At 68.4% G+C, this 15055-nt stretch carries 14 protein-coding genes; 9 read left to right on the forward strand and 5 right to left on the reverse strand.

Annotated features, from left to right (window positions below; translation table 11 throughout):
- The first annotated feature begins 16 nt into the window (after positions 1–16).
- The gene (glmU, locus tag ASD25_RS00960; protein ID WP_056614134.1) at positions 17–1369 is read left to right on the forward strand and encodes a bifunctional UDP-N-acetylglucosamine diphosphorylase/glucosamine-1-phosphate N-acetyltransferase GlmU; all 1353 of its coding nucleotides are present in this window, start codon (positions 17–19) and stop codon (positions 1367–1369) included.
- Complete coding sequence (gene rpiA / locus ASD25_RS00965) at positions 1366–2052, forward strand: ribose-5-phosphate isomerase RpiA (RefSeq protein WP_056614136.1); 687 nt, start codon at positions 1366–1368, stop codon at positions 2050–2052. The genes glmU and rpiA overlap by 4 nt, the downstream gene beginning before the upstream one ends.
- Positions 2053–2070: 18 nt before the next feature.
- On the opposite strand, the gene ASD25_RS00970 is transcribed toward rpiA, so the two are convergent.
- Positions 2071–3057 (reverse strand): hypothetical protein, encoded by a 987-nt coding sequence (locus ASD25_RS00970; protein ID WP_056614138.1) that lies wholly within the window; start codon positions 3055–3057, stop codon positions 2071–2073.
- Positions 3058–3232: 175 nt separating this feature from the next.
- Here ASD25_RS00970 and gor point away from each other — a divergent pair, with 175 nt between their 5' ends.
- From gor to ASD25_RS00995, 5 genes are all read left to right on the forward strand, one after another.
- The gene (gene gor / locus ASD25_RS00975) at positions 3233–4615 is read left to right on the forward strand and encodes a glutathione-disulfide reductase (protein WP_056614140.1); all 1383 of its coding nucleotides are present in this window, start codon (positions 3233–3235) and stop codon (positions 4613–4615) included.
- A gap of 451 nt (positions 4616–5066) precedes the next feature.
- Positions 5067–5389 (forward strand): 3-deoxy-7-phosphoheptulonate synthase (locus ASD25_RS32995; RefSeq protein WP_162252052.1); only part of this gene is annotated, 323 nt, incomplete at its 3' end.
- Positions 5390–5412: 23 nt separating this feature from the next.
- The gene (locus ASD25_RS00985; protein ID WP_056614144.1) at positions 5413–6786 is read left to right on the forward strand and encodes a class II 3-deoxy-7-phosphoheptulonate synthase; all 1374 of its coding nucleotides are present in this window, start codon (positions 5413–5415) and stop codon (positions 6784–6786) included.
- Position 6787: 1 nt separating this feature from the next.
- Positions 6788–7369 carry a prephenate dehydratase domain-containing protein gene (locus ASD25_RS00990; protein ID WP_056614147.1) on the forward strand — a complete coding sequence of 194 codons (582 nt, stop codon included), beginning with the start codon at positions 6788–6790 and terminating at the stop codon, positions 7367–7369.
- 230 nt (positions 7370–7599) lie between these two features.
- The gene (locus ASD25_RS00995; RefSeq protein WP_056614150.1) at positions 7600–8385 is read left to right on the forward strand and encodes a chorismate mutase; all 786 of its coding nucleotides are present in this window, start codon (positions 7600–7602) and stop codon (positions 8383–8385) included.
- Here the strand turns inward: ASD25_RS00995 and ASD25_RS01000 are convergent.
- The 3 genes from ASD25_RS01000 to ASD25_RS31505 form a co-directional block, all read right to left on the reverse strand.
- Positions 8382–9161 carry a thioredoxin domain-containing protein gene (locus ASD25_RS01000; protein ID WP_082572163.1) on the reverse strand — a complete coding sequence of 260 codons (780 nt, stop codon included), beginning with the start codon at positions 9159–9161 and terminating at the stop codon, positions 8382–8384. The genes ASD25_RS00995 and ASD25_RS01000 overlap by 4 nt on opposite strands.
- Positions 9162–9180: 19 nt before the next feature.
- Entirely contained in the window at positions 9181–10593 is a 1413-nt protein-coding gene (locus tag ASD25_RS01005) for a M48 family metalloprotease (protein WP_082572109.1), read from the reverse strand.
- Positions 10594–10659: 66 nt separating this feature from the next.
- The gene (locus tag ASD25_RS31505) at positions 10660–11028 is read right to left on the reverse strand and encodes a hypothetical protein (RefSeq protein ID WP_235562532.1); all 369 of its coding nucleotides are present in this window, start codon (positions 11026–11028) and stop codon (positions 10660–10662) included.
- A 66-nt stretch (positions 11029–11094) separates the two neighbouring features.
- On the opposite strand from ASD25_RS31505, the gene ASD25_RS31510 reads away from it, so the two are divergent.
- Complete coding sequence (locus ASD25_RS31510; RefSeq protein WP_235562533.1) at positions 11095–11718, forward strand: hypothetical protein; 624 nt, start codon at positions 11095–11097, stop codon at positions 11716–11718.
- Here ASD25_RS31510 and ASD25_RS31515 read toward each other — a convergent pair.
- On the reverse strand, positions 11630–13216 hold the full coding sequence (locus ASD25_RS31515) for a ribonuclease E/G (RefSeq protein WP_235562535.1): 1587 nt from the start codon (positions 13214–13216) through the stop codon (positions 11630–11632). The two genes, ASD25_RS31510 and ASD25_RS31515, sit on opposite strands and share 89 nt — an antisense overlap.
- 435 nt (positions 13217–13651) lie before the next feature.
- Here ASD25_RS31515 and ASD25_RS01015 point away from each other — a divergent pair, with 435 nt between their 5' ends.
- The gene (locus ASD25_RS01015) at positions 13652–14875 is read left to right on the forward strand and encodes an N-acetylmuramoyl-L-alanine amidase (protein WP_082572112.1); all 1224 of its coding nucleotides are present in this window, start codon (positions 13652–13654) and stop codon (positions 14873–14875) included.
- Positions 14876–15055 lie beyond the last annotated feature (180 nt).

Consider the following 15055-nt stretch of genomic DNA (forward strand, 5'->3'; position numbering starts at 1 on the left):
GCCGCCGGACCGATTCATGACCAGCACCCACCCCAGAGCCGCCATCATCCTCGCCGCCGGCCAAGGCACGCGGATGAAGTCGCCCCTCCCGAAGGTGCTGCACCCGGTCGGCGGCCGCGCCATGCTGGATCACGCCATCGACGCGGCCGAGGCGCTCGGCTGCGAGCGGATCGTGGTGGTCGTCGGCGCCCATTCGCCCGAGGTCCGCGACCATGTCGTCAAACGCCTCGGCGAGGACGCCATCGCCGTTCAGGACCCGCCGCTGGGCACCGGTCACGCCGTCCGCGCCGCCGAGGCCGTGCTGGGCGATTTCGTCGGGCAGGTGGTCATCACCTATGGCGACGTGCCCCTGCTGCGCGCCGCCGACATCGAGCCCGTCTTCGCCGCGCATGAGGGCGTCACGGTCATCGGTTTCGAAGCCCGCGACCCCGGCGCCTACGGCCGTCTGGTCATGGAGGGCGACGCGCTGGCCGCCATCACCGAGGCCAAGGAGGCGTCGCCCGAGGTCCTGGCCCTGACCGCCTGCAACTCCGGCGTCATGGCCGCGCCGGTCGGCCTGCTGTTCGAACTGCTGGCCGAGGTCCGCAACGACAACGCCAAGGGCGAATACTATCTGACCGATGTGGTCGAACTGGCCCGCAAGCGCGGCGCCCCGACCCGCGCCGTCTTCGCCGACGAGGACGCCGTCATGGGCGTCAACGCCCAGTCCGAACTGGCGGTGGCCGAAGCCCTGTTCCAGAAGGTCCAGCGCGAGACCTTCCTCGCCGCCGGGGTCACCATGCCGGCGCCGGATACGGTGCATTTCTCGTTCGACACCGAGGTCGGCGGCGGCACGACGATCGAGCCCTATGTCGTGTTCGGACCGGGCGCGAAGATCGCCTCCGGCGCCCGCATCCGCAGCTTCAGCCATATCGAGGGCGCATCCGTATCTTCGGGGGCCGAGGTCGGTCCCTACGCGCGCCTGCGCCCCGGCGCCGATCTGGGCGAAGGCGCCAAGGTCGGAAACTTCGTCGAGGTGAAGAACGTCCGCATGGGCAAGGGCGCCAAGGCCAACCACCTTGCCTATCTCGGCGACGGCGAGGTGGGGGCGAAGGCCAACATCGGGGCCGGCACGATATTCTGTAACTACGACGGCTTCTTCAAACACCGCACGACGGTGGGCGAGGGGGCCTTCGTCGGCTCCAACAGTTCATTGGTCGCACCCATCACCATCGGCGCGGGGGCCATGGTCGGCTCCGGCTCGGTGATCACCCGCGACGTCGCGCCCGGCGATCTGGCGCTGGCCCGTGGCGATCAGCAGGCCAAGGCCGGCTGGGCGACGCGCTTCATGGACAAGATGCGGGCGAAGAAGGCGTTGAAAGCGAAATGAGCGCGGACGATCAGAAACGCCGGGCGGGCGAAGCCGCCGCCGAACGGGTCGAAGCCGGCATGGTCGTCGGCCTCGGCACCGGCTCGACCGCGGCCTGGTTCGTCAAGGCGCTGGCCGCGCGCAACCTGACCGGCCTGCGCTGCGTGCCGACGTCGGAAGCCACCGCAGAACTCGCGCGTGAACTCGGCTTGACGCTGTCGACGCTCGAAGACACGCCGCGCATCGATCTGACCGTCGACGGCGCTGACGAGATCGGACCCGGCCTGGCCCTGATCAAGGGCGGCGGCGCGGCCCTCCTGCGTGAGAAGCTGGTGTGGGAGGCGTCCTCCCGCTGCATCGTCATCGCCGACGCCGCCAAGGTGGTGAAGACCCTCGGCGCCTTCGCCCTGCCGATCGAGGTGGTGGCGTTCGGCCACAAGACGACCGCCAACCGCATCGCCGATGTCCTGTCCGACCATGAGATCGCCATGCCGGCCCGTGTCCGCAGCGCGGAGCGGGGTCTGGTTCGCACCGACGGCGGCAACCTGATCTATGACGCGAAATGCGACGCCATCCATGATCCGGTGCGGCTGGCCGATGATCTCAAGCTGATCACCGGCGTGGTCGAGCACGGCCTGTTCCTTGACCTGGCGGACGAGGCGATCATCGGCCGGGATGACGGGGTCGAGGTTCTCGTCCCCTGACGCCCCGCGGCTGAGGCGTCAGTCGTCCGCTTCCTGCGCCTGAAGCTCCGAATGCGCCGCGCGGATCGATGAGACGATCTCCGTGCGCCCGGCCCGTTCGTTGGCCCGCGACCGTTCCGCGTCGTACAGACCCTGCAGATAGGCCTTGTCCCAGTCGGTCAGCCCCGCCGCGACGTCCGGCGATTCGAACACGTTCAGGATCGAGGCGTACTGACGGGTTTCCGCTTGAGGGTCGATCTGGGCGAGGGTGACCATGGCCACATAGTCCGCCAGCTGCACCACGGAGACCTTGTCGACCTGATTCACGTCCAGAATGACAACCGTCCGGAAGATGGTGTCGATGATCTGGCTGGACAGCCGGGAAGCCGAAAAGACGTCGATGATCGGCGCCGCGTCCATCGGGGACGTGCATGCGTTCTGACAGTCTCCGGGAATACGGACGGCGCGTTCGCCCGTTTCGGCGTTGGTCGGCATGCTGACCTGCCACCAGCGGACAGGCGCCTGCGATGTTTCGAAGGCGCGCAGCGCGGCGCCGCCGCGATCCATGCCCGTGCCGCCCATGCGGAAGGCGCGCTTCCGTTCTTCGGTCAGGGCCTGCGCCAGGGCGGAAGGGTCGTCGGAGGCGATGATGATGACATTGGGCGTGCACCCCGGCTGTCCCGGGGTCAGGCCGATATCCTCCGCCACCGTCGAGACGCGATCGACGATGTATTGCGCCGGCTCGGTCTTGAGGTTGGCGACGCCGATGCAAATCCTGTCGTCCCAGCGCGCCAGACCCCGTCCCCTGTTGGGAGCGGCGACCTCGTTGACGAAATTCCGGATCAGCGAGTTCAGGGGCGTTCCGGTCACCTCGACATCGTCGAGCTCGACGGGCGTTTCGTCCTCGGCGGGTTGTTGCTGAACGGGACTGGCCTGCTGAGCCGGGGCGGCCTGCTGCATCGAGGGGGGCGTGGGATCGGCAGGCGAAGTCGCAATCAGCGCCGCGGCGACAGCGAGGACAATCATCGGTTACGCTCCAGGGTGTCGTATCGCGCAACGGTATGCTTGCGCCTGTGCAAGGTCAATCGGGAGGCTCCGCCGCGATCGTCCCTATTTGCCTTAAGGAGGACGGGCGCCTAACTGGGCGGCGTCGCCTTGACGAGTGGCCGCCGTTTTCCTCGGCGGGGGCGTGGAGTCAGAAATGCCGGAATCCTGGGACTACGACCTCTTCGTCATCGGCGCCGGCTCGGGCGGCGTGCGCGCCGCGCGGCTGACCGCGCTGGGCGGCAAGCGGGTCGCCATCGCCGAGGAGTTCCGGGTCGGCGGCACCTGCGTGATCCGCGGCTGCGTGCCCAAGAAATTCATGGTCATGGCCTCGGACTTCGCCCACCAGTTCCACACGGCCGAGGGCTACGGCTGGACGGTCGACGCCAGCTTCGACTGGCCGAAATTCATTCAGGCCAAGGACGTCGAGATCGCCCGCCTGTCCGGCATTTACGCCGCCAATCTGGGCAAGGCCGGCGTCGACCTGATCCATGGCCGCGCCGTGCTGAAGGACGCCCACACTGTCGAGATCATAGGCAAGGACCAGACAGTCACGGCGGAGAAGATACTCATCGCCACCGGCGGCCGTCCGTGGATGCCCGAAGACATGCCCGGCATAGAGCACGCTATCACCTCGGAAGAGGCCTTCCACCTGCCGGAGTTGCCGAAACGCATTCTGATCGCGGGCGGCGGCTACATCGCCGTGGAGTTCGCCGGCATCTTCGCCGGCCTCGGCGTCGAGACCACCCTGATCTACCGCGGCCCCAACATCCTGCGCGGCTTTGACGACGACGTACGCGCCCATCTGGCCGGCGAGATCGAGAAGCGCGGGATCAAGGTCATCCTCGGCTGCCAGCACACGGCCATCGAGAAGACCGCGACGGGGCTGGTGAACAAGCTCGGAAACGGCATGGAGATCGAGACCGACGTGGTCATGTTCGCCACCGGCCGCGTTCCGCATGTGAAGGACCTCGGCCTCGAAGCCGCCGGGGTGGCCCTGAACGACAAGGGCGCGATCCAGGTGGATACGCTGTCGAAGACCAGCGCAGACAACATCTGGGCCATCGGCGACGTCACTGACCGGATGAACCTGACGCCCGTCGCCATCCGCGAGGCAGTGGCCTTCCATGAGACGGTCTTCCGGAACAACCCGCAGCATTTCGACTATGAGGCCGTCGCCACCGCCGTCTTCAGCCAGCCGCCGGTCGGCGCGGTCGGCCTGTCGGAGTCGGAGGCGCGCCATTCCTGCCCCGGCGCCGTCGATGTCTATGTCACCCGCTTCCGGCCGATGAAATACGCCTTCACCGGCTCGGACGAGCGGGTGCTGATGAAACTGGTCGTCGACGCCGAGAGCCAGAAGGTGGTCGGCGTTCACATCGTCGGCCCCGAAGCGCCCGAAATGATCCAGTTGGCCGCCATCGCGGTGAAGGCGGGCCTGACCAAGGCCCAGTGGGACGCCACCTGCGCCGTCCACCCGACCATGGCCGAGGAACTGGTCACGCTGAAGGAAAAGCAGTCGAACAACACCTCGGCGGGGTAGGGACGTCCAATACTGACGCACCGGTCTGCCAGTCTGCTGCGATGGCTCGAGGAACGGGCGAGGCGGCGGGTACCGGATGAGACTCATTAGACTCATGAGACTGTTTTTTTTCGCCCATTCGGGCTCTCGCGCGCACCGGACCTATGCCTGCGACACGGCCTTCGTTGTCCCGGGCGGTGCGAGCGCCTATCCTTAGGGCATGAGTACGCGCTGGACCCCCGATAGCTGGAGACAAAAACCCGTCGTGCANCCTTTCGTCAGCTTGCTCGGATGCCGGTCTGCCAGTCTGCTGCGATGGCTCGAGGAACGGGCGAGGCGGCGGGTACCGGATGAGACTCATTAGACTCATGAGACTGTTTTTTTCGCCCATTCGGGCTCTCGCGCGCACCGGACCTATGCCTGCGACACGGCCTTCGTTGTCCCGGGCGGTGCGAGCGCCTATCCTTAGGGCATGAGTACGCGCTGGACCCCCGATAGCTGGAGACAAAAACCCGTCGTGCAGATGCCGACGGACTATCCGGACATGGCCGCGCTTGGCCGCGTGGAGGACGAGCTTCGCGCCCTGCCGCCGCTGGTCTTCGCCGGCGAGGCCCGCCACCTGACCGCCAAGCTCGCGCAGGTGGAGGCGGGCGAGGCCTTCCTGCTSCAGGGCGGCGACTGCGCCGAGAGCTTCAAGGAGTTCTCGACCGACAACATCCGCGACACCTTCCGCYTGATCCTGCAGATGGCGGTGGTCCTGACCTTCGCCGGCGGCAAGCCGGTGGTGAAGGTCGGNTGCGAGCGCCTATCCTTAGGGCATGAGTACGCGCTGGACCCCCGATAGCTGGAGACAAAAACCCGTCGTGCAGATGCCGACGGACTATCCGGACATGGGCGCCCTCGGCCGCGTCGAGGACGAGCTTCGGGCCCTGCCGCCGCTGGTTTTTGCGGGCGAGGCGCGGCATCTGACCGCCAAACTGGCCCAGGTCGAGGCCGGAAACGCCTTCCTGCTGCAGGGCGGCGACTGCGCCGAGAGCTTCAAGGAGTTCTCGACCGACAACATCCGCGACACCTTCCGCTTGATCCTGCAGATGGCGGTGGTCCTGACCTTCGCCGGCGGCAAGCCGGTGGTGAAGGTCGGCCGCATCGCCGGCCAGTTCGCCAAGCCGCGCTCGTCCTCGCTGGAGACCATCGGCGACCAGACCCTGCCCAGCTATCGCGGCGACATCATCAACGGCATGGCCTTCACGCCCGAAGAGCGCCTGCCGGATCCGCAGCGGCTGCTACGCGCCTACAACCAGTCGGCCTCGACCCTGAACCTGCTGCGCGCCTTCGCCGGCGGCGGCTACGCCGACCTGTACAACATCCACCGCTGGACCATGGGCTTCGCGGCTGACAGCGCCTACGGCCACAAATACCGAGAGCTGGCCGACAAGATCACCGAGGCCCTGACGTTCATGGAGGCCGTCGGCGTCACGCCCGAAAGCCATCCGGACCTGAGCCGCGTCGAGGTCTTCACCAGCCATGAGGCCCTGCTGCTGAATCTCGAAAGCGCCCTGACGCGCCTCGACGGGGCGACCGGCGAATGGTTCGACACCTCGGCCCACATGGTCTGGATCGGCGAGCGCACCCGTCAGCTGGACGGCGCCCACGTCGAGTTCGTCCTTGGGATCAAGAACCCCGTCGGCCTGAAGTGCGGCCCGACGATGGAGCCGGAAGACCTGCTGCCGCTCATCGACGCCCTGAACCCGGACAACACGCCCGGACGCCTGACCCTGATCGGCCGCTTCGGCGCGGACAAGGTCGGCGACCGCCTGCCGCGCCTGATGAAGGCGGTGAAGGCCGAGGGCCGGCGCGTGGTCTGGTCGATCGATCCCATGCACGGCAACACGCTGAAGGCCGGCAATGGCTACAAGACGCGGCCGTTCGAACGCATCCTGGCCGAGGTCCGCGGCTTCATCGACGTGGCCGAGGCCGAGGGCGTCCACCCGGGCGGCGTGCACCTCGAAATGACCGGCCAGAACGTCACCGAATGCCTCGGCGGCGCCCAGGCCCTGACCGAGGACGACCTGTCCAGCCGCTATCACACCCATTGCGACCCGCGCCTGAACGCCGACCAGTCGCTGGAACTGGCCTTCCTTGTCGCCGAACGGCTGAAGGCCGGACGGCGGTCGCAGTCGGAGGCGGCGTAGGATGGACGGCGTCGGCAAACCTTCGGGCGACGAAGCCGGCGGCCGCTGCGCCTACCAGGGCGCGCCCGGCGCCTTCAGCCACGAAGCCTGCCTCGACCTGCGTCCGTGGGACGAGGCGGTGCCCTATGACTCGTTCGAGGGCGCGCTCGACGCCCTGAAGACCGGCGAGGTCGGCTGCGCCCTGATCCCGGTCGAGAACACCACAATCGGCCGCGTCGAGCCGGCCGCATCGCTCGTCGAAGCCGCCGGCCTGACCGTCGTGTCCGAAGTCTGGCGCCCGATCCGGCTGGCCCTGATGGCCCCGCCGGGAGCCTCCCTCCGCAGTGTGAAAACGGCCGAAAGCCACCCCGCCGCCCTGCGCCAGTGCCCGGAAACCCTCGCCGCCATGGGCCTGACCCCGGTCGAGGCCTTCGACACCGCCGGTGCTGCTCGCGCCGTATCCGAGGCCGGCGACCTGACCCGCGCCGCCGTCGCCCCCACCCGCGCGGCCGAGGTCTACGAACTGTCGATCCTGCGCAACGATCTGCAGGATTCCGAAGATAACCGGACGCGATTTGTCCTGCTCAGCGCCAATCCGGCTTGACGCCGCACGATCCATGCGGCCTTTGAGGGCCATGGTCCGTTCGCAAGCCATTGCTGCGACTGCATTCGCCCGCGTTTTCGCGGCCGCGGACCTGTATTTCTACGGCTTTCGATACGCCGGCTGAGGCGTCGGGGACATCGTCCTGACGGCCTCGCCGGCGACCGCCCCGTGACGGGGCGGCGGCTCGCAAAACTCTTCAGCGCCGAAATCGAAATCGAAAGCCCTCTCCCGTGCCCCATTCCAGTACCAAGCCCGCCCTCCAGCAAGTCTGGCCGACGCCTTCCGGCGCGCCCGTCACCGACATCTCGCCCGAACACATGGCCCTGGCGGCCCTGCGTCACGAAATCGACCGCCTCGACGACGAGCTGTTGGCCCTGTTCGAGCGCCGCCTCGCCATCGCCGCCCGCGTCGGTCAGGCCAAGGACGCGCCCGCCGGCCCCCATGTGAAGCTGCGCCCTGACCGCGAGCAGGCGGTGCTGGCGCGCATGCTCGACAAGGCCCGGCCCGACAACCGCGAGGCCGTGGAATCCCTGTGGCGGCAGATCGTCGGCTGGGGTCTGGCGCGTCAGGGCCGGATCAAGGTTCAGGTCTGGTCGCCGATCGAGCCGACCCGCGCCTTCGACGGGGCCCGTCTGCGCTTCGGCGCCGCGGCCGACATGCGCGCGGTCCGCGATCCCGAGGCCGCCCTCGCCTGGGCCGCCGAAGGCCATGGCGTCGCCGTGCTGGCGGTCAACGCCGACAGCGCCTGGTGGATCGGCCTGCGCCGCGACTGGTCGATGCTGAGCGTATTCGATGGCTTCGGCGGCGCGACGCCGACAGCTCTGGCGGTCGGGAAGATCGACCCGGCGGCGCTGCCGACCGGGCGGCGCGTGATCGTGGACGCCGGCGGCGACGCCGGAGACGGCGGCGGCATTCGTCGGCTCGGTCTGGCGACCCACCACGGCTGGACCCTGTCCCTCACCGACGCCGTCCTCCCGGTCGGCGGCGACGAGGGCTGCGTGGGCGCGATCGGCTAGCGCGCCTTGGCGGCCCGGATGGCGCGATCGATGTCCGCGGGCTGGATGCTGGCGTTGGCGCGGCCGTCGACGAAGAAGGTCGGCGTGCCGAGCAGGCCGAGGCCCGAAGCCGAGGTCTGGACATCCGCCAGATGGCGCGCCGTCTGCGGGCTCGACATCGCCGCCTGCGCCGCAGGGGCAGCTATGCCGTTGGCCGCGAGGATGCGGTCAATGGCGGCCTTGCTCAGCGCAGGTTCGGCCATCAGGGCGCGGAACACGGCCAGATACTTGCCCTCCCGATGCGCGGCCTGTGCGGCGCGGGCGGCGTAGTGCGAGACGTCGTCGTTGCCGCGATCGAGGATCGGCCAGTCCTTGAAGACGAAGCGCACGTCGGGATGGGCCTGCATCAGGCGCAGCACGTCCGGCGCCGTCGCCTTGCAGCCGGGGCAGCGGAAGTCGAAGAACTCGATGACCGTGACCTTCGCGTCGGCAGGCCCGAAAGCAGGGTCCTGCGCGCTGACGGCCAGCAGGGAGGGGTTGGCGGCCGCGCGCTGGTTGATCGCGTCCGTGCGGGCGCCGTCTTCCTTCGCCTGCAGCGCGGCGCTGACTTCCTGCAGGATTTCAGGGTTCTTCAGCAGATAGGTGCGCACCCGACCGTCAAAGTCGCCGCCCGTAGCATAGGGCGCCGCCGCCAGCCCGAGCGCGACGACGGACACGGCCATGGAGGCCATCGCCGCGCGGGGACGATCGAAAAAGCCGCGGTCTCGCGCGGGCGTCTGGTCAGGCGCGTCGGTCATATCGGTCTCGGAAAAGGGGTCAGCCGGCGGCGGGAATGACGCCGCCGCGGTCACGGCGGCTGTTGCGGCGGTCGACGTCGTCAATGTCGTCCTGGGTCGCGCCGGACGCGAAGACGATGTCCATGGCGCGGGTCCATTCGGCCGTGCCCGGGGTCAGCATGTCGCGGGCTCGCAAGGCGAATTGGGTCGCCTGCTGTTCGGCGCCCATGGCGAAATACATCTCGGCGGAGGCGAGGCGGGCTTCGCCTTCCTTGTTCTGGCTGGCGTAGGCCTGGCTCAGCAGACGCCAGCCCATGGTGTTGTCGTGTTCCAGAGCCGTGGCCCGCTTCAGCTGGTTCACGGCCTCGTCCAGCTTCGAAGGGTCATGCGTTTCGATCAGCGCGTGGGCCAGATTGATGCGCAACAGGGGGGCGTCGGGCTTGATCTCGACCGAGCGCTGGTGCGCGCCGATGGCCTCGGCCGGCCGGCCTTCCTCGAACAGGATCTGGCCCTTCAGTTCCCAGAAATAGGGGTTCTCGGGCTGCTCGGTCAGGAAGGCGTCGACGGCCGCCAGCGCCCTGTCGGTCTGACCGTCACGATACCAGGCGATGGCGCGCGCATACCGTGCGGGGAAGGACGTGTCAGTCTCGGGGTAGTCCCGCAGTGTCTGGTTCGGCGCGTCCATAAAGGCATGAATCTTGGCCAGGATCAGCGCGTGTTCGGCGATGCGTTCCGGGCTGTCCTGATGATTGTAGTTCGACTGCTCGGCCACGAAGCGACGCAGGTTCTCGATCCGGTCGGACGACAGGGGGTGGCTGCGAAAATAGGGGTAGCGGCGAGCGTCCGAGAACACTTCCTGCGAACGGAAATTCTCGAAGAAGGAGACCAGCCCGCGACCGGATTCGCCGGCGTTCTGGAGCGCGCGCGCGCCGGTGTTGTCGGCCTCGCCCTCCTGGTGGGTCATGTAGCGCAGGGCGCTGAGAGTGCCGAAATACTGGCTGTTGCCCAGCAGGACCGCCCCGGCGTCCGGGGCGCCCGCGGCGATGGCCAGTGCGCCCAGCGCCATAGTCATCAGCATCGGCTGCATGCCGGCGCCCTGGGCTCCGTCACGCAGGGTGTGGCGGTTCTTGATGTGCCCGGCCTCGTGGGCGAGGACGCCAAGCAGTTCGTTGGCGTTGCGGGTCTTGAGGATCAGGCCGGTGTTGACGCCCATGATCCGGCCACGCGTCGCGAATGCGTTGAGGTCGTTCTCATTGATCAGAAGGATCTCGACCTCGGACGGCTCCAGCCCCATGGCGACGAGCACAGGGTCCGTCCACTCATGAATGATGCCCTCGATCTCGGTGTCGCGAATCGCGCTCTGGGCCGCAGCCGGCGAGGCCGCCGCCAGCACAAGGCCGGCGACGGCGACAGCGCCTGACAGACGGGCGGCGTTTCGGGACAGCCAGTTCACTGCGAACTCCTCAAACCCAACTATACGCCCCCGCCCGGCCGATGGTCACAACCTAATCACGGCGTTTCAGCGGCGCCACCATCCGCGCTTCGGCTTTTCGGGAGGGGCGACGATCTGGTTCGGATCATCAGCGATCAGGGCGGCGACGTCGACTTCCGGCTGCGGAGCCGGCACGTGCTCGACGACCGGAGCAGGCGCGGGCTCCGGCTTGACCGGCGCTTCGGCGGCCTCGACCGCCTGGGCGGGGGTGACGTCCAGCACGGCAGGCGCGGCTTCCGGTTCCGCCTCGTTGGGCTCGATCGGGGCGGTGACGGCCTCGGCTTCCGACTCGGGGGTGGCGCTGGCCGAGACCTTGCGGCGAACGCGCCGGCGCTTGGGCTCTTCCGGGATGGCGACAGGCGCGACATCGGCGGCGTCGTCGATGACGACGGCCATCGGCGTGTCCACAGAGCCGTCGGGCGGCATGCCTTCGTTGGTGGCGCGCGTTTCGACCTTGGTCTCGTGGGTCAGGCCGGCCTCGTTGCCGCGATCCCGACCGCGGCCGCGTCCACGACGACGGCGCGAGCGGGGTCCGCGTTCGCCGCCGATCTCGCCCTCGGGCCGTTCGCCGACGACTTCATCGACATCGCCGGCAGGCGTGGCGTCGGCCTCCGCGCGCGGCTCGGTGCGCTCGGGGTTGATGGGATCGAACCAGACGTAGGGATCCTCGAGCGACGGCGTCCGGCCGCGCACCCAGTTGAACCCGTCGCGCTCGCCGCCTTCTTCACGCACCCGGCGTCCGCCGCGGCGTCCGCGACGGCGACGACGACCGCTTTCGCTGTCGTCGTCATCCTCGCCAGCGGCGGGGGCAGTAGCTGCGGTGTCGTCAGTCGAGGCTTCGGCGCTGTCGCGACGTCCGCCGCGACGACGACGGCCACGGCCGCGACCGTTTTCGCCTTCGGCGCGCTCGGCGCGTTCGCGGGGTTCGTCGTCGTCCGTGTCCTCGCGGTCGAGGGCGTCGTCGTCGGCAATGAATTCCTCGTCGTCGCCGTCGTCTTCATCCTCGAACGCGCTGTCGTCGAAGTCGTCGTCGAGGTCGATGAAGGCCTCGGGGCGTTCCTGCGGGACGAAGTCCTCGTTGGATGACGACGTTCAGGCCGCGCTGGGCCAGCAGGCGCTGCAGATAGTCGCGCTTGTGGTTCAGGATGTAGAGGGCCACGGCCGTGCACAGGCGCAGGTTCACCGAGCCCGCGCCGTTCTTGCCGGCCTCGATGTCSACGGCGCGCAGGGTCATCAGCGCGGCGCTTTCGGCCGAGCGAACGCGTCCGGCGCCTTGGCAGTGGGGGCAGACCTCGGTGGCGCCCTCGATAACGCCGAGACGGCGGCGCTGRCGGCTGATYTCCATCAGGCCGAAGCCCGAGATGCGGCCCATCTGGATGCGGGCGCGGTCCTTGGCCAGCGCGTCCTTGAGCACCTTCTCGACGGTGCGGTTGTTCTTCGACTCATCCATGTCGATGAAGTCGATGACGATCAGGCCGGCGAGGTCGCGCAGACGCAGCTGGCGGGCCGCTTCAACGGCGGCTTCCATATTGGTCTTGGTGGCGGTGGCCTCGACGTTGCGTTCCTTGGTGGAACGGCCCGAGTTGACGTCGATGGCGACCAGCGCCTCGGTCTGGTTGATGACCAGATAGCCGCCGGACGGCAGCGGCACGACCGGCTGGTGGATCTGGGTCAGCATCTCCTCGATGCCGTTGGTCGCGAACAGCGGCCGGGCGCCCTGATACAGRTGCACCTTCTTCGACTGCGAGGGCATCAGCACGCGCATGAAGTCGCGCGCYTCCTTGAAGCCCTCGACGCCCTCGACCTGGATGCCGTCGAAATCCTTGTCGAACATGTCGCGCACGGCGCGGCGGACGAGGTTTTCTTCCTCATAGATGATCGAGGGGGCGTTCGATTTCAGCGTSGTTTCGCGGATCGTTTCCCACAGGCGCAGCAGATATTCGTAGTCGCGCTTGATCTCGGCCTTGGTGCGTTTGGCGCCGGCGGTGCGGATGATCAGGCCCATGCCCTGCGGCACGTGCAGGGCGGCCGCGGCGGCCTTCAGGCGCTTGCGGTCGGTGGCCTGGGTGATCTTGCGCGAGATGCCGCCGGCCAGCGACAGCCAGGTGGTCAGGGCCGCGCCCTTGCCGCCGCGCTCGTCCTTGACGACCTGCACCAGCATGACCTGACGGCGCTTGATGACGTCCTGAATCTTGTAGCGGCGCATCAGGCGGCGTTTCAGCCGCTCTTCTTCCGCCATGCCGCCTTCGGATTCGTCGTCGGCGTGGTCGCGGGCGTGTTCGTCGTGCTCGTCATCTTCCGAGTGCGCCTCGGCCATGATGGCTTCGCGGTCGGCGACGGGGATCTGGTAATAGTCGGGGTGGATTTCGCTGAAGGCGAGGAAGCCGTGGCGGTTGCCGCCGTATTCCACGAACGCAGCCTGGAGGCTGGGCTCTACGCGAACGACCTTGGCGAGGTAGATATTGCCGCGAAGCTGGCGCTTCGCGCGGGATTCAAAGTCGAATTCCTCGACCTGACGGCCCTCGACGATGGCTACGCGGGTCTCCTCCGCGTGGGCGGCGTCGATCAACATGGTCTTTGACATGGAAGGTGTCTTTCTGGCGCGCTCGGCCATCCCAGCGAAGGGGGCAGGCGGCTCGCCGAATGGGATTGCGGGCAGGCGCAGACGCAGTCCCGTCGCCGCGGCGATGGCCGCGGGCGAGGTCGGTTGTTTCAAACCGGAAGGGAGCGCAGGCGGTAGGGCCCATGGGGTTCGGTACGGTCCTGGGGCCGGACGCGCCGTCGAAAGGGCGTCCCGGTCCCGTCTTCAAACCGGCGGGTGCTACCCCGGCCAGCTCTCGGATCAGTGAAAACACGCCGCGAGGAGGGCGCGCCCGGCCTGAAATCAGGGGGCGCGATCGTTCGCGGACACAACAAGCATAGGCATTGCGCGTGTAAATTAAAAGCGTTGCGCGCTTTAACCCGTTGTCGACGACGTTGAGTCATCATGGAGCCAACCAAGAAGGTGGGTTCCCGTCGAATGCACGGACTGTTGCGTATCAACCTGACGCGTTGGGGCGTTCGCGAGTGGGCGATGGCGGCTGTGGCCGCGGTCGTTTTCTGCGTCGCCGTGTTCGCGGCCGGGCGCGGTCTGGCCTCGGGCGCCATGGGCGAGGTGCTGCGCGTCCGCTTCGGCGGCGACGCCCAGCATACGCGGGTTGTGGTCGATCTGGACCGGACCGCCCGCGGACAGGTGATCCAGTCCGGCGATCAGGGCCAGGTCGTGGTGTCGCTGGCCGGCGTGACGCCGCAGCGCGGACTGACCGGAACGGGCACGGGGTTGGTGCGTGGTTGGCGCGTAGCGGGGGCCGGCGTGGCCTCGCGGGTCGAGCTGGACCTCGCCACCAGCGCCGAAATCGAGCGCCGCTTCCTGCTGCCGCCCGGCGACGGCATCGCCCACTACCGCTATGTGATCGATCTGAAGGCCACCGGCCGGACCCCGACCCGCGCCCCTTCGCGCGCCGCGCCGAGAACGCCGACCCGATCCGCCGAACGGCCGCTGATCTACATCGACGCCGGCCACGGCGGCCGCGATCCCGGCGCGCGCGGCGCCCATATCAATGAGAGCGCCGTGACCCTGGCGGCGGCCCAAGCCCTGAAGCAGGAGCTGGAACGCACCGGCCGCTACCGCGTGCGGCTGACGCGCGAGAGCGACGCCTATGTGGACCTGTATCGCCGCGTGGCCATCGCCCGACAGGCCGACGCCGACCTGTTTATCAGCCTGCACGCCGACGCCGGTTCCGATCCGGCCACGCGCGGCGCCTCCGTCTACACGCTGTCCGAACAGGGCGCGGGCCGGGCGGTGCGTGAGTTCACGCGCGGTGAAAACTGGCAGCGCAGCCTGAACCTGCCGGGGCGCGACGCGTCGGTGGATCGCATCCTGCTGGACATGACCCAGCGCGCGACCCAGAACCGCTCGGCCCAGCTGGCCCGGACTCTGCTGGGCGAGCTGGAGGGCGCCGACCATCCGATGCTGCGCCGCAGCCACCGCGACGCCGGCCTCGCCGTCCTGCTGGCCCCCGACGTACCGGCCGTATTGCTGGAGATGGGCTTCATCACCAATCCCGAGGACGAGCGGCTCCTGAACGACAGTCGCGCCCGCCGCCGACTGATGCGGGCCGTGGCCGAGGGCATCGACCGTTATTTCCGTGAGCCCGCCGGCAGCCTGCAGATGGCGTCGAACGGGGCGTCGGGGCAGCCGTAGGGTCCGCCATAACGGCCCTCAGTACTTGTCCTCCGGGAAGCCAGGCGGCGGCAAAAAGCCTTTTGCGATCAGGTTGTGCCCGGCCCGGATGTAATAGTCCTCGGTGATGTGCCAAGGGCCCTTGCCCGTGCAGATGGCGCCGATCCCCGGCTGACGGCCTCCCGCCACTGGATGAGCGGC

The organism is Brevundimonas sp. Root1423, assembly GCF_001426805.1.